This window comes from Rothia sp. HMSC071F11, assembly GCF_001809115.1.
Taxonomy (GTDB): Bacteria; Actinomycetota; Actinomycetes; order Actinomycetales; family Micrococcaceae; genus Rothia; species Rothia dentocariosa.
On sequence record NZ_KV795760.1, the window covers coordinates 83264 to 98598 of the forward strand.

12 protein-coding genes are annotated in these 15335 nt (G+C 53.3%); 3 read left to right on the forward strand and 9 right to left on the reverse strand.

Annotated features, from left to right (window positions below):
• Positions 1-318 precede the first annotated feature (318 nt).
• Positions 319-2502 (forward strand): S8 family peptidase, encoded by a 2184-nt coding sequence (locus HMPREF2554_RS07950; RefSeq protein ID WP_013397800.1) that lies wholly within the window; start codon positions 319-321, stop codon positions 2500-2502.
• A 322-nt stretch (positions 2503-2824) separates the two neighbouring features.
• Complete coding sequence (locus tag HMPREF2554_RS07955; RefSeq protein ID WP_013397801.1) at positions 2825-4108, forward strand: MFS transporter; 1284 nt, start codon at positions 2825-2827, stop codon at positions 4106-4108.
• Between the two features lie 85 nt (positions 4109-4193).
• Here the strand turns inward: HMPREF2554_RS07955 and HMPREF2554_RS07960 are convergent, their stop codons facing one another.
• From HMPREF2554_RS07960 to HMPREF2554_RS07970, 3 genes are all read right to left on the reverse strand, one after another.
• Positions 4194-5309, reverse strand: a complete 1116-nt coding sequence (locus HMPREF2554_RS07960) for a bifunctional glycosyltransferase family 2/GtrA family protein (protein WP_013397802.1) — start codon at positions 5307-5309, stop codon at positions 4194-4196.
• On the reverse strand, positions 5306-6352 hold the full coding sequence (locus HMPREF2554_RS07965) for a phosphodiester glycosidase family protein (RefSeq protein WP_013397803.1): 1047 nt from the start codon (positions 6350-6352) through the stop codon (positions 5306-5308). The genes HMPREF2554_RS07960 and HMPREF2554_RS07965 overlap by 4 nt, the downstream gene beginning before the upstream one ends.
• 244 nt (positions 6353-6596) lie before the next feature.
• Entirely contained in the window at positions 6597-7247 is a 651-nt protein-coding gene (locus HMPREF2554_RS07970) for a TetR/AcrR family transcriptional regulator (protein WP_115333546.1), read from the reverse strand.
• A gap of 56 nt (positions 7248-7303) precedes the next feature.
• On the opposite strand from HMPREF2554_RS07970, the gene HMPREF2554_RS11580 reads away from it, so the two are divergent.
• Positions 7304-7564 (forward strand): hypothetical protein, encoded by a 261-nt coding sequence (locus HMPREF2554_RS11580; protein ID WP_037231264.1) that lies wholly within the window; start codon positions 7304-7306, stop codon positions 7562-7564.
• A 38-nt stretch (positions 7565-7602) separates the two neighbouring features.
• Here HMPREF2554_RS11580 and HMPREF2554_RS07980 read toward each other — a convergent pair whose 3' ends face one another.
• From HMPREF2554_RS07980 to HMPREF2554_RS08005, 6 genes are all read right to left on the reverse strand, one after another.
• A complete protein-coding gene (locus tag HMPREF2554_RS07980) occupies positions 7603-7809 on the reverse strand; it encodes a DUF3073 domain-containing protein (protein WP_013397806.1) in 207 nt (68 codons plus the stop codon).
• A 342-nt stretch (positions 7810-8151) separates the two neighbouring features.
• On the reverse strand, positions 8152-10026 hold the full coding sequence (locus tag HMPREF2554_RS07985) for a carbohydrate-binding domain-containing protein (RefSeq protein ID WP_070554588.1): 1875 nt from the start codon (positions 10024-10026) through the stop codon (positions 8152-8154).
• A 266-nt stretch (positions 10027-10292) separates the two neighbouring features.
• Positions 10293-11879, reverse strand: a complete 1587-nt coding sequence (locus HMPREF2554_RS07990) for a carbohydrate-binding domain-containing protein (protein WP_070554589.1) — start codon at positions 11877-11879, stop codon at positions 10293-10295.
• Positions 11880-12048: 169 nt separating this feature from the next.
• Positions 12049-12885, reverse strand: coding sequence for a polyphosphate polymerase domain-containing protein (locus HMPREF2554_RS07995; protein ID WP_070554592.1), 837 nt, complete (start codon positions 12883-12885; stop codon positions 12049-12051).
• Between the two features lie 195 nt (positions 12886-13080).
• Positions 13081-13677 carry a DUF4956 domain-containing protein gene (locus tag HMPREF2554_RS08000; protein ID WP_004005538.1) on the reverse strand — a complete coding sequence of 199 codons (597 nt, stop codon included), beginning with the start codon at positions 13675-13677 and terminating at the stop codon, positions 13081-13083.
• Positions 13678-14180: 503 nt separating this feature from the next.
• Entirely contained in the window at positions 14181-15194 is a 1014-nt protein-coding gene (locus HMPREF2554_RS08005) for an excalibur calcium-binding domain-containing protein (protein WP_070554594.1), read from the reverse strand.
• Between the last annotated feature and the right edge of the window lie 141 nt (positions 15195-15335).

The window sequence follows — 15335 nt, forward strand, 5'->3', positions numbered from 1 at the left end:
AACTTTAAAGTATTCCAAGACCCTAAATCTCGTATACCAGATAGTGTGATGTATATTAAATACATTATTATTTCCCCTGGGAGAATAAATTAGACCTTGGTTCTGCCTTGCAAAATCAAGGATTTCACCAATATTTTAATAGTAAAACTTTATGTGTAAATATATTTTAGTGCGAAATATATAAAAATATTTTGAGTTGAAATACTTTCAAGATGCACTTTTTCAAAACGCCCTATATTCTATTTTTTGATGACGAGTTCAATCACAAATTCGCCATCACATATATTCACTCACACATAACTGAACATAGGACATTTCATGTCACTCATCGAACACCCTACGGTGAAGCGGACCCGCATAGCGGCGCTGAGCGTAGCGGGTATCGCATCCCTGATGGTAGGGCTCTGCGCACCGTCCGCTCACGCCGCACCCGCATCACCGGTATCAACGAAGACCGGAATTCCCGCATCCTCACAGACTGAGGATATTCTGACTGCAACCTCGGTGCAGCAGCAGGAACAGGGCTATGACCGCTTTATCATCAACTATGCCGACCAGGCCAAGAACAACCTTGATATCGCGGGACTGGAATCTGGCGAATACTCCGAGTTTGTTCCCGAACTCTACCAAGGCATCGAGAAGAGCGTAAATTCGCTTGACGAGCTCCTCGGCATTAAAACCACCTATGTGCGTGATACCGCGCAGAATGATTCGGTGGTCTCTCTGTCAAAGCCTCTGAATGCGCAGCAGGCAAAGCAGTATATGCAGACGCTCGCCGAGAACCCGCAGGTGGACTCGGTCGAGCCGGATCTCAAACGCCAGCCCACCGGTAGCCTCCCCGGCTCGGACAAGGTCGATTTCAACGATCCTAAGATGTCACGCCTGTGGGGTTTCACCACTATCAAAGCCGATTATGCACTGAAGCACGCGGGGGATCACCAGGTGACCGTTGCCGTGATCGATACCGGCGTTACCAAGCATTCAGACCTAAACGAGAATGTGCTGCCCGGCTACGATTTCGTGTCGGATGCCTCCGCTGCACGCGATGGCAACGGACGCGATAACAACCCGCAGGATGAAGGCGACTGGACCACTGAAGGGCAGTGCGGTTCTGGGGCAAAAGCCACCAATTCAACCTGGCACGGCACCCATGTTGCGGGGACTATAGCGGCCGTCGGCAACAACAACATCGGTATTGCCGGGGTAGCCCCGAAAGCCAAGATCGTGCCGGTGCGCGTCCTGGGTGCCTGCGGCGGCTACGATTCAGACATTATCGATGGGCTGATCTGGGCATCCGGTGGGTCCGTGAGGGGTGTACCCGCAAACCAGCACCCCGCGCAGGTTATCAACATGTCTTTGGGCGGTGCCGGGAAATGCTCGCGCACCTACAACCGTGCCATCGAGTCCGTGAACAAGCGCGGCAGCATCATCGTAACCTCCGCCGGAAACTCAAATCAGAATGCTTCGGCTCAAATTCCCGGCAGCTGTAACGGCGTGATTAACGTGGGTGCAAGCAACCCTGGAAATTCACGTGCACTCTACTCTAACTACGGCTCGACCGTTGCCGTCAGCGCCCCCGGCGGCGATTTTAGGCAGTCGGGTGTGGGCGTTCTTTCGCTGGTGAATAAAGGCAAGACTGTTCCCGAGAAGGAAGATTACGCCGAATATGAGGGTACCTCGATGGCGGCTCCTCACGTTGCGGGCACGATTGCCATCATGCGGTCAAAATACCCGAACCTGAGCTACGAGAAGGCTCTGGATATTCTGAAATCCACCGCTAACCCGATCACCTGCGATCGTGACTATTGCGGCGCCGGCATTATAGATGCGGCTAAGGCAATGGATAAGGTCGATGAGCTCGTAGAATCGGAGAAACAGCCGAACCCTACACCGACTCAGCCTGCTCCGTCCGAACCTTCTAAGCCTGAGCCTGCTCCGTCCGACAGCTCTACTCCGGCACCGGCTGAAACCTCAAATCCTGAGCCTGCGCCCACACCTACCCCAACGCCTGCGCCGAGCAAGCCTGTACGCCCGATTGCGCCCCCTCCGTCGAAGCCGCTGCCCACGCTGCCTCCATATGAGGAACAGCTGCCGGTTCTGCCGATCAAGCCCAAACCTTCACCGAAGCCTACCAAGCCCGCACCGGTTGAGACTCCTAAGCCGAGCCCGGCTCCTGTGGAAACCAAGAAACCCACGCCCGCGCCTTCGGAGTCTTATAAGCCAGCGCCTCCTTCATGGTGGTACTGGTACGATTACCCGGGTCAAGGCTACTACTCCCCCAGCCCCTGGTACGATCCCTGGTCGGGATACGGTGCATGGAACCGCTGGGATTACGGATACGGTTCTTGGGGCGGTTGGGGATACCACCGCGGACACCGTGGAAGCTGGCACAACACCCCGTGGATGCACCGTTCAGGGCATCCGTGGTGGGCATCGTACCCCTACGGCTGGGGTAACAGCTACCGCGGCTACGGCTACTATAACGTAGGCTACCGCTACTAAAAGCCCCTGACGGATAACACATAAAAAGGCTCTTGATATACATCAAGAGCCTTTTTAGTAAGAAGTGAAATAGAGAAAATATGTGCAATTTTAAGTCTACATAAAATTTTACTTTATGTGTGATGCATGTCTATGATATAGGACATCATACAAATCTCATCCATGCTCAACACACGGGGTTTTTATTTGAGTAATTGATGAGGGCAATAACCGCATCGCGCCTGTCTGCTCTGCACAATATGTAGCGGCTATGAGGCATGATGCGGTGTTGCGCTGCTATGAGGCATAGTAGCCTCACAACCTTGAATATCTGGAGAACCCCATGAGTAAACACAGCCTTTTGCGGGCAAATATCCCTTTGAGACGCACAGTATTCGCGATAGGTGCGAACCAGCTGTCAGACGCTATGTCTTATATAAGTGTTCCCCTAATCATGCTGTTCCTCACCGGCTCCCCCGAAAACGCGAGTCTTGCCCTCTTTGCTACAGGTGTAACACGCATACTGGCGAGCTTCCTGACTGGAGTTATTGTCGACAGATATAAGCCCACATACACTCTTACGCTTTCATGCATGGGGCAGTGCATCACCTGGATAGTCCTAACCCTGTGTGTTCTCGCAAACGTCGGTTCTGTTCCAATTCTGATAGGCATCCTGTGCGTGATGGCACTGGCATCATCGTTCGATTACCCCAGCGAGCAGGCTATTATCGCACGGGTGGTGCCTACCAAACAGCTCGGCTACGCCTCTGGATTAGGAGAAACACGAGAATCTGCCGCGAACCTAATTGGCAGCCCGTTAGCGGGTCTACTCGCCTCCACTTCTTTGATTCTGACCGCTTGCGTGCACGCGTTTGTCAATTTCACAGCTTTTCTGGCGGCACCTAGTTCATCTACTGTTGTGCATGCCGAGCGTAAGCACCGGCAGGCAGGCAGTGAAACTACGGTGTCCGATACTGTCATCGATACACAATCTACCGGATTTTTTGCCGACCTCGCCCAAGGGCTCATGTATGTTGTGAAGAACCGTGTTCTTGTAGCGATCGCATCTGTAGCCTGCTGCGCGAACTTTGCCGCAACAGGACTGCCACTCGTCTTCATCTATTATTACGCGGAACAGGGTATTGCGGCCTACAGTATCGGTATTTTTGCCTGTGTTTTTGGTGCCGGAGTGCTCTTAGGGTCCCTAACAGTCGGGTGGATGACGGAGCGTTTCGCCTTAGGAACATTGGGTGTGCTGGCGGTCGGGATGATGGTCATATGCTACATGACAGCGGCGTTCACCCACGACTATTTTTGGATAACCTGTGCGCTGATGCTTATTTCGGGAGTGCCGCTTCCTGCCTTCAATTCCAGTATCGTCGCGTATATCAATGCTTCGACTCCGGTAGACATGATAGGACGTGTACATTCGGCGCAGGGCATCCCGAATATGCTTCTAGCTCCTGTGGCGGCATTGCTTGCTGGCATCATGTATGTGCAGTGGGGGATTTCCAGAACGGTTCTCTTTTACGGATCGTTTATGGTTTTGGCTTTGATCCTGATGCTCTCACAAAGAAGTCTTCGCACACTGCCTAAACTTTCGGAAATGGCCCCGGCTTCTGACTAAGTAATCTATGTTCCCCCTCCCTATAAAAGGCTCATTATTTGAATAATGAGCCTTTTATAGGAAGAGACCTACGCCGCAGGATGTTCTACAAAGAATGCGTGGCAAGCTCGCGTGAGCGCTCGTTTTGCTCCGTAGTCTGCGGAGGCGGTGCTGGCAGGAAAACCCACCGACGCTGTACCGCGAAACTGAGGGGAATCAAGGTCAGCTCGGTCAGGATCTTCGCCACGATGAGCACGACCCCGAAAGCGGTGAGAACCTCCATCAGCGCAGCATTTGCAAGCAAAATCCCCACCGCTAAAATCGCATAGCGCCCCAGGGACACCGCCCGCGAGGGGCGATCGGCACCGTCGTTCATGAGAATACGGTTAATACTGAAATTCGTCAGCGCCGAGATAATGCGCGCCAGCACAATCGCCGGGAGCAGAGCAAAACCCACGCCTACGAGGGCAAAGAGGGCGAGCGCATCCACGATAAACCCGGTGCAGGAAGATACTAAGAATCCCAACAGCGGCGCGTAGATTCGTGCGGAATCGCGGATCGGGCGGAAATGACTGCTCGGGTTCCCCAGCTCATATACTTTCACGATGGGCAGCTCAATAAGCTCCACCCCGGCCCGGCTAGCACGAAGCAGCATTGAAAACTCGTATTCGTATTTATCGCCGCGCAGGCTGAGAGCCCAATCAATCATCTGTGTGGTAAACCCGCGAAGCCCCGTCTGGGTGTCGGCAATGCGAGTGCCCGTCGCCAGCGTGAAGAACCCGACGGTAAGCGCATTACCCAACCGGGAACGCAGAGGAACGGTGGGCTCAGTGAACTCGGCGCGAGTATCCGGCAGGGTGCGTACCCCCAGCACGAGGGCACGCGTACCGATGCTCGCCATTCGCTCGGTTTTAGCGCCCACGCGCAGAATATCGCGGGGTAAATGCTGCCCGTCAGCATCCGCCGTTACCACAATGTGATCGGGCCGATGCGTCCGTGCCCACGCCAGCCCGGTACGCAGGGCCGCGCCTTTTCCGCGGTTTGCAGGTTGGGTAATAATCGTGATGCCCCGAATCGCCAGCTCGGTAAAGATCGGCACGTAGGTGCTTCCTGAGCCGTCATCGACCACCAGGATTTCGGCGTGCGCATCCAATTCTGTAATCTGCTCCGCTAACTGCACGAGAGATTCATCCGGTTTATAGGCGGGTATCAGGACTATCATGATGCGCTCCCGGCGATGTACAGAATATCGCTGGTTCCGCGTTCTTTGGTGCCGCCCATCGGTTTATTGACTAGCTGGTTGTTGAAGACCATCACCGAGGATCCGCCGCCGTCTAGGTTATAGGCGCTCACGCACCCGAGTTCCTTGAACATATAGGCAAATTCGGGCATGGTAACTCCGCGCGAATACCCGTCGGAACGCCCATCGACCACGATAAATACGAGGTGGTTCTGCCCGAGCACGCCCACACCGGTACGCGGCTGGTTGCCTTGAATGGAGTGGTTGCCGAAGTTGGTATCGACCTCAACCTGATCAATGCCGCTGACAACCTCTGAGTCCCGCACGAGTGCCGGCCCGAAGGAAAGCGTATTCCAGACGCCTTCGTTGAGGAGCTGCTGCGCGTTCGTGCCGGTTTCGTCGTAGAGTTTGACGGAGCCGTCTTGGTAGAACGCGAGCCCTTCACGGGCGCCGGAATCGCGGTATGCCACACCGTTGCGAATGACGATGCCGGTGTCACGGAACCCGTAGTAGTCGCCGTTAATCGCCCAGATGCCGTTGTGCTGCGCGGCGATATTGGAGGGCGTATCGATAATGTTTTGCCCGAATTTGTTGTTGGCGAAGGCTCCGCGCAGCAGGGTCATGGCGTTGAGTTTGATCTCTGCGGTAAAGGAAACGACCGCGTTGTTGCCGCTTCCTTCGGTGGATTTGGTAATGGTGATAGAGCCTTCACTGGCGCTCAAGCCGTCAGAGGTGACCTTAACGTTGGTGAGTTCGCTGGGACTTGAGGCACCGTCAGATGATGAATTATTATTCTTTGCTTGTTGTGATTTTTCATAGGATACGGTGTCATCAATCTGCGTATGCTCGGCAAGATAACGATTATATGCCCAACCAGCACCAACACCTGCGACGGCAAGGGTGCCGAGGCCACCTCCTAAGAGAACGCGCCTAGTTACTTTCTTTTTCTTAGGTTTCTGGGATATTTCAGAAGTCTCTTCGACCTGTTCGACTGGCAGTGTTGCGGTAGTATTTCCGTTCTTCATGATTCTAGAATGCGTGGCATTTCTCGTTTTAAAACATGAAGAAGCTATGTTTTAGCTATGTATGAGTATTCATTTCCGGGGATCGCCTCACCATTCGCATATACTTCACACAGCTTGATGCATTAGACGCAAGACTGTCTTAGTCCGATTTCTATTTCGCGGGTTATCGTGCATCGGGCGACTTAAATAACCGCAAAATGCACAATAACTCGCAATAAGCCTGCCGCCTCTGCGTGATACGCGCTTACGCACCGGTGAGGTTATCGAGGTGCCGCTTTGTGACGGAGTCGAAAAGATCAAGGCTCTGTGCGGAGCGTGCTATCAGCTGCGCGCCCTGCACCGTGCAAAATAAGGACTCCGCCTCTGCCTGCGAGTGCTCGGGATCGTACCCGGCATGCTCAAAACGCTCGGCGAGCCAGCGAATATTCTTAGCCTGAAAGTCTGCGGTGTTGATCTCGGCAGGCTCACGGTTTTCAGCTTGGGCGCGCAGGGGCACGAACGTTGCGTTGATATGCGTTCCCCGTTTCACCGTCTTCTTTTCCTCTTCAGCATCATAAGCGGATGCGCTCTGCCCCAGGGATTCCAGCGCCAACATTGAGCAAAGGCAGAGTTTATAGCCCTGTTCCAGGTTCGCACGGTAGGGCCTCATATAGGCTTCGAGTTCTTCGCGGAGGCTGCGTGCCGCATCCACACCCTGGTGCAGCGTCTCAAAAAAGTCTGCGCTGTACTTTTCGAAGGCTGCACGCACGAGATCGGATTTCACAGGGAAATAGTAGTGAATGCTGGGTTTTTTGATGTTCATTTTGCGCGCTATATCTGCGTAGCTAAAAGCGTTGACACCGTTCCTTTGGATATAGTCGGTTGCTATGCGCACAATATCATCTTTAGTTCCCATCATTCTCTCCTTATGTGATCGTTAAAATCCCCTCGACCGTTGGAGCGGGGGCTGCGATGCGAATTCGCCTTGTCATCACTGCGGTAACTGAGGACAATTCCCGCGAGTGCGATTTCATTGGCGGGAATATCCAGGTGGGCACGGACCTTATTCGGGTATTGTACATTTTCGTAGGTGACACTATCGTATCCATACCGCAGGATGCCCGCCAGCATCAGCAGATGCGCAAACAAGCCAACATGAAAACCCGTAGGCCGCTCAAGCACGCCCGCAGAGTATATAAAAAACCGGCCCAAGCCACCTTGCAGGGTGCTTAAGCCGGTTCACGTATGAGCGTAACGCTAGGGCTCTACCGCTACACCTCATCATCATATTTGGCATATTTCTCCGCGTATGCCGAGTAATCATCCTCATCATCATAGCGACGAGAAGATGATTCGGAGGATTTAGTGTTCTTAGCGTTGAGCTCGCGCTCAAGTGCACTGTAGTCGGTCTCGGGGCTGAAATACTTCATCTCCCGAGCCTGCCGTGTTGCCTTAGCCTTCTGACGGCCGCGCCCCATGGCGTGACCCCCTCTTTCCTCATGTCCGCAGCCACCACACCCAAGGCGCGCATAACCCACGGATCGCTCTCTAGTCTTTCCTATGTTCTAGGGTACCTTGTTTTACCCCTCAATGTCTTGTTGATTGACAGATTCATGCTCAGAAAATCTATCGAATCTTCAGTTTCTTCGCCCAAAACCCGGCGAATTATGCATAAGGTTTGGGCTCCACCTCGCGCATTATACGCTGATGTGGAGCCCAAACCTTTGTAGGAGCCTTCTATAAGAGCCGCGCGTAGCAACCCATCTCTACAAGCCCGAGACTCAAAGATTTTATCCCCAAGTCCCTGGGAACAACCCGCACTAGCTGGCTGTAAAGCTACCTAGCTCGGTCGCACCGGATGCCAACGACGCTGCGTTGGAGTCCACAGCCGATGTTGTAGTGTACACCGTGTAACTCTGACCCTTGACGATCGATGAGCTAGAGACGAGAACCAACTGCACATTCGACTTGGTGACTTTATAGTTAGCCACCACCTTACCAGATGAATCCGCTACTTGAACCGTGGATCCTTGCTCAAATCCGGAACTATTGGTCAGTTTCAGGTAGCCGCTCGTCGAGTTGGTGGAGGGAGCCTCGAACATATCTGCCGTGCTGCCGCTGAGAACCGTGGCACCGTTGAGGAGCAAGTCGCCGTTGGTATCCAGCGCAGCGTTACCGCCTTGGCTGGGACCGTTCACTATCAGCGTTCCTCCAGAAAGAGTTGTGACACCGTTCGAATCAATGCCATCGCCCTCAGCATTGACGGTAACATGACCGCCGCTCACGTTGATTGCGGCATCGACAACCTCAAAGGTTCCGCCGCCACCACCGGGCATACCACCCTGCGGGGGCTGGCCCATCCCCTGCTGGCCGGTACCTGTAGTTCCGTTCTGAGACGTGCCGTCCTGGGCGTTACCACCGGGCATTGCCGGAGGCTGTCCCATGTTCTGGTTGCCTTGGTTCTGGGTGTTGTTCTGCTGCTGACCGGTACCTGTGGTTCCATTCTGCGACGTGCCGTCCTGCGAGGTTCCAGACATCGCAGGAGGCTGAGGCTGTCCCATCCCCTGCTGTTGTTGATTGGAGGTTCCGTTCTGCTGCCCACCCGGCAGGCTGCCCTGCTGCTGATTGGCAGTATCAGAGGTGTTCTCGGATGAATCCGTGCTCTCAGAATTGCTTGTCTTCAGCGAGGCATTCATGCCGTCATCCGCACTCGTGACGTTTACATCGCCGCCAGAGACGTTGATGTACTGTGCTTCAATGCCTTCATCGGACTGTTCAACCGTCAGGGAGCCCCCGGAAATTTCGACGACCCGAGAGGCTTTGAAACCGTCATCGCCCGCATTCACAGTCACGGTACCGTTGCTCAGGCGGGTCCAGCCCTGCCCCTCGTCGGTGTCGTTAGTGGATTTGATACCGTCCTGCTGCGCGGTCACGTTAATAGTGCCGCCTAGGATATCCACATAATCCTTGCCCTTGATGCCGGTGTTCGCCGCATTGACCTCAAGAGTGCCGCTGGCAATCACAAGGCCGTCACTCGTGTGAATGCCGTCTTCGTGGTTGCCGTTCACCTTCAGGGTGCCTTCACCCGCGATCGTCAGGTCGGCTTTGGAATAGACCACGGCATCCGGATCATCTTCCCCCGTTGCGGTGTAGTCTGCACCGTCGCTTATCGTATTGGTGGTGCCGGATGCGCTGTAAAGAATAACCTCGTCAGCGTTTACCACGTTCAGCGCGGCACCGCTGGAGTTCGTGATGTTTGCGTTATCGAGAACGAGCCGAACCGCGTCGCTGTCAGCGGTTTCGACCTTGATCTGCCCCTGGTATTCGCCGGAGAGTTTGTACGTGCCAGCCTTCGTGATGGTCAAGGTGCCGTCTTCAACGGTAACGCCGTCCGTTGCGGTGGGGTTTGACAGGTCAATCGCGGTTTCAGAGGAAGTGTCCCAGCTGAGATCCTGTTCCGAATAGTGAGTATCGACGTCGAGTTTTTCGCCGCTTTTCACGTTGGTCGAGAATGACGAGCTGCTGGCGGCAGTGTCGGTGGCGGTTGCCGAGGATGTTGTCGCAGTCGTACCGACTGAGCTGTCCGCAGCCGTCGTGCCAGAGGCGAGGGCGTTGCTCGTAGTTGAGCATCCGGTGAGTGCAAGCGCTGCGAGCAAAGTTACCGAAGTTGCCGAAGTCAGTATTTTTTTATTCATGGGGAAAGAATCACTTTCTATCTACACTGTTTGAGCAGTTTGTGAGTATTTTCAGGGTTTACATCCGAATTCTACGGGGTAACGGGTACCTGCCGCATCAAATTCGCGGGTTCCTGCAGGCTCCTGATGTATGTGTTGTGTGATAGAAGTTGGATTTTCTGATGCATATTTGTGGCGTGCACCGCCACCCGCGCCGGAGTTTTGTGTGATGGTTTTATCCTGCGCAGGCTAAAGGTTGGAATAGGATTCTCTCCTCTCGTTATGTTTTACAGATCGGGGGTTGATGCCGTGAAAGTTCCACGTTCAACGGCACCAGGTGCAAGGGTGGTGGTCTTCGGATCCACCAGCGTGGGTGCTAGGTAAAGAGTGTATTCTTGACCCTTCACGATAGAGGGATTCGAGAAAAATACTTGTTTAACACCCGGAGTAATCACCCGGTAGTTTGCAACGACTTGTCCGGCAGAATCTACTGCCTGAACAGACTGCCCTTGTGGGAAAGTATCGTTATCTGCAATTCGCAGATACCCATTCGTGGAGTCGTCGATCGGGCGCTTGAAAAGCTCTACACCACCGCCGCCAAATGAGATCCTGGCGTCGTTACTTACAGTAATGTCACCATTTGGATCAATAGGATCATTGGCATCGTCCTGAGGGCCGTTGATTAGCAACTCACCTCCTGTATAGAACTCGTGTCCGTTAGAGTCCATGCCGTCAGCACCCACGTTGAGGGTTACATTTCCACCGGTCATGTTGATCACGGTATCAATAACCTCTGTGGTATCGCGGGCACCACCCAAGGGTACGGGGCTGGCATCCGGCTGGTCGCTGTCTTCCTTCTGATCTTCATACTCTTGATCGTTAGGCAGCTGGTCCTTGAGCGAGGCATTCACGCCGTCGTTATTGCTGTTGATGAGCGTATTGCCGCCATGAATATTGACGTATTGCCCTTCAAGCCCTTCTTCAGACCCTTCGATGGTGAGCTTCCCATCCAGAATCTCAAGGGTGCGCAGCGCCTTGATGCCGTCGTCGCCAGCGCGGAGAACAGTGTCACCGCCAGCCACGCGCGCCCATCCAAGACCTTGTTTTTCGGTGTTGGTGGCTTTAATCGCGTCCTTTGCGGCTTCAATACGCAGGGTCCCACCCTGAATATCCACGTAGTCCTTGCCTTTAAGTCCAGTCTTCGAGGAATTAATGTTAAGGGCACCGCCGGCAACAACCAGTCCTTTGGTGGTGTGCACCGTCTCGTCAAATTTGCCAGCGATATTCAGCGTTCCATCGCCCGCAAGGGTTAGGTTAGCGGTTGAATAGATCGTAGAATCTGCCTCTTTTTTGCCCTGAACTGCGTATTCTGGGCCGTCGCTGAGGTTATTGGTGCTGCCCCGAGACGTGTAGATGACGGCTTCGTCGGCAGAGGTAATGTTGATAGCAGATCCGGTCTCATTCGTGATATTAACGCCGTCAAGAATGAGTTGAACTTTATCTGTCTTAGGGGCTTGAACCTTCACTTGCCCCGTATAGTCGCCAGACATACGGTAGGTTCCCCCCTTCGTAATCGTAATCGTGCCGTTTTGTTCGCTGACCCCATCGGTTGCGGTGGGATCTGCCAGATTGAGCGGAAGAACAGCATCCTGGTTCCAGGTCACGTCTTCTTGCGTAAAGTGAGTTTGCGCATTAATCTTTTCACCATTTTTGGTGTTCGAGGTGTATACGCCAGATTTAAGTTCCTTCCCCTGTTCCTGTGCGGTCACAGTGGCTTTGGAGTTATCAGGGTTCCCGCTAATCGCGCATCCGGCAAGTGCCAGCGATGCTGCAAAGGCGCATGTAAGAACAGATGTAAACCGGTTTTTGAACATCTCGAACGGGGTTCCTTATCTGTAGGGATTAAGTATCTCGGTAAAGATTGCCTCAACCATCCTACGCGAGAGGGTGGGGTTTCCAGAATGCCCTAACACGGTGAGCCTCTGGAAAACCCCACCCTATTCTTGTGCCGCGTTCTCAGACGTTACCCGCTCAGGTCTAGATCTAAGCGGCAGGTTCAAGCTGCATCCAACGTTGAATCGTGCGCTTCCACTTGTTCGCCGGTAGCTGAGGATTCAGTGCAGCCATACCCGTAGCGAACTTAGAGATTTTGACGGGTCGGATACCCGCACGCCACAGATACTTATCAGCGACTGAAGGTGCGCTGCCGGATTTCGTTTCGATAATCACCGTACCGGGTGCAGTATATTCGGTACCGACCTGATACTTGGTTGGTCCTTCACCGCCGTCTGCGGTGTACATGAGCGCGTTTTCTGAAAGCGGAGTCCAGGTGAGCGAAGTATCAATCGTGAGGCGAGAATCCACCGGATTCTGCTCGGACTGGGGCAAATATACAGTCGTACGACGGTACCCGGTGCGGATAACCGGCTCCAGGTCATCGACAGACGCATCCGTCAGCTGCTCAAGCGCGGTAGCTACATATTCCTTGCCTTCTGCAGTGAGCATGTCACGGTTTTCGATAGAGTACGGAATACGTTCCTTGACCGTGAATTCACGAGCCCCTTCAGTCTTGACTTCCAAGAAGCTCAGGTCAGAATCCAGATAGCTGCGAGTACGTACCTTGAACCGGTTACGGCTGCCGATGGCGGAAGCCTTATAGCTCACCAGGTCAGGAGTGTCGAAGTATACAGAGTCATAGGCGAATTCACGCTGACCGTCGATTTCTAGGACGGCCGCCTCGTCGGCGGGAAGTTCAGCTAGGATAGATGCCGCATAATCTGCGTCCACAATGTATTTGCGGTCCACACGGGTCTGCATAGCGGCCTTTTCGTTGAGTTCATCGAGGCTGATGCTCTGCCAATAGGTTGGCACGATAGACATGGTACTTTCCTCTCGGTGCCCGCTTCGGTGAGAAGACGGAGTATTATCTACCGCAGGGGTGTGCGTAGATTCCAAAGTCTGTGCGGCGCCACCCTGAAACGGGGTGTACGGCTGAGGTGCTTGGGGACTCATGGTAGGTCCTTTCAACATGTGAGTTTTTAGGTGTAGGTTTAGGGGATATCCGCGAGATAAAGCCTAGGAAGCGTAGTATTCGTAGTTCGCGTTAAGGTGTTCTTGGAGTTGGGGAAGCTCTTTATAGGTGATAGTCACCTGTGTAGTGTCGTTGAGCAGGTCAAGCTCCAGGATCTTAGCGGAGACGACCTCGTACCCGAGACGTGATTCCAGATAGGCTTTCAAGGTTCCTTCGTCGCTGATAGCGCGATCCACCGTGACGGTTTGGGTGCGTGGCTGGTTTTTCGCTTCAAAGATCGGTGAATCCAGTAGTGCGATAATTCCGACCAGTACCACCATGAGGATGAAGGCGATATATGGCGGGTCAAGCCGCACGCCGGAGATCAAACCGAGGGCGAGAGATACGAAGTAGTACCCGACCTCGCGCTGGCTTAGGGAGGTAGACCGCAGGCGGATAATGGAAAGAACGCCGAAGAGTCCTAGACCCATAGCGCCCGCAGTGCTTCCGGCATGTGCCAGGGCGACCGTTACGGTGAAGACACCGGCGTTGATAACCGCGTATGAAATCATGAGTTCACGGGTCTTATGACGAATCATGTACAGGGTGCAGAGTGTGCCAATTGCTACTAGGTCTGCCAGTCCCATCATCAAGATATCCATTGGACTCTCCGTTCCGTTTTGTGTGCCGTTGTGTTCTTGTATTTCTAGGTTCGCGCCCGTTCCTGTGTTCTTCCTGTGTCTGTCTTAACTTGTAGTTATGTATTTCGTGCATATCTAAAAGTTCCCCGCGATTGCAGGGAATAAAGGATGAAGAACGAGACTCAGTACTACAAAAATGTGGTGGTATGCTCATAAAAATTCAGAATTTGCATATACGGAGCGTTAGCGCCTATCTAGAGGTCTTAAGGATGCGCAACAGGCACATTCTGACTTAGATAATGTCTCCTATGCAAATCCTGATTGGTACGCTTTTCGAGCGTTATTACTGCCGTGAGGGGTCTTGCTGCAGAGGGCGGTATCGGCAGCTTTTTCGTGGAAACTATCTTCCTAGATTTTGAGGTTTTAACAGCAAAATCCCCCGCTCCTCTAATCATGAGGAACGGGGGATTCTTGTAGCCTCCGGCAGCTTCTAGAGCCGTCCCGAGGACTTGATCATCTAATCTTTAGGCACGCTTGCGCTTACGCAGAGCAGCTACGGTTGCACCGCCCACGCCCAGAGCAACCATACCCAGACCTGCTACGGTCAGAGCACCGTTTGCACCGGTGTTAGCCAGCTTGCCATTGCTGTTCGAGGAAGCGTTATTAGAGCCGTTATTGTTGTTATCCGAAACGTAACCTGCACCGCCGTTACCGTTGGATGCGCTACCCTGCTCGCCATTGCCGCCGTTGCTTTCGCAAGCTACGCCGTCATGATCGCTGTCGAGCTTCTCAGAGTATGCAGCGTCGCCGCGCTTAATGTCCTTGAAACCTGCTTTGTTAGCCTCTTCGCAGGTTGCAAACTGGTGGGTTTCAGAACCGTTGGTCACCTGAGCGGTCTCGGTTGCGGTAGCAGATGCGGTGCTTGTAGCCTCAGCAGTGGTGGATGCACTCGGAGTTGAAGCAGGAGTGGTTGCTTCAGGAGTCGATGATGGAGTCACAGTCGGCGTAGATGTGGGAGTGCTGCCGCCACCTACGGCACCCATACCGCCCTGGCCACCTTCGCCGGGAAGGGAACCACTCTTCTCAGAAGCTACGACCTTGACCTTTACAGTCTCGCTGCGCCGCACATCGCCAGCCTTTTTGCCGGTCAGAACGGTAATTTCAACATAGTCACGTTCTGCATAGGCAGCATTCCACTTGATGTTGCCGGAGACATTGCCCTGCGCGTCTGCATCATAGGTACCCACGATGGAACCTTCATGGTCCTTAAGTACCAGAGTGGAACCAGCAGAACCATCTTCGGTTGTATAGCCGGAACCTTGGAAGGTCAACTCCTGACCTTCTTTCCATTCATTGGGGAAAGAAATCTTAGCTTCATCGCTGTGGGAGTGTTCCGAATTTCCCGGAACAGAAGTAGATACAGAATTACCGGGAAGGGAATTAGTGGCAAATGCTGCCGGAATGGTAGTAAAACCGCCTACCAATCCACAGCTCAGAGCTGCAACGGCACCGAAAGTAGCAATTTTTTTAGTTCTCATGCTTTATATATTACTCTCTCAAAACCCTGCCTTCGCCTCTATAACGCGGTTTGAGCGGATTTTTTAAAGAGAAATTATTAACACAGGTATTTTTGATAGATGTACTATTCCCATAAACTTTAAATATCATCTTGAGGTTTT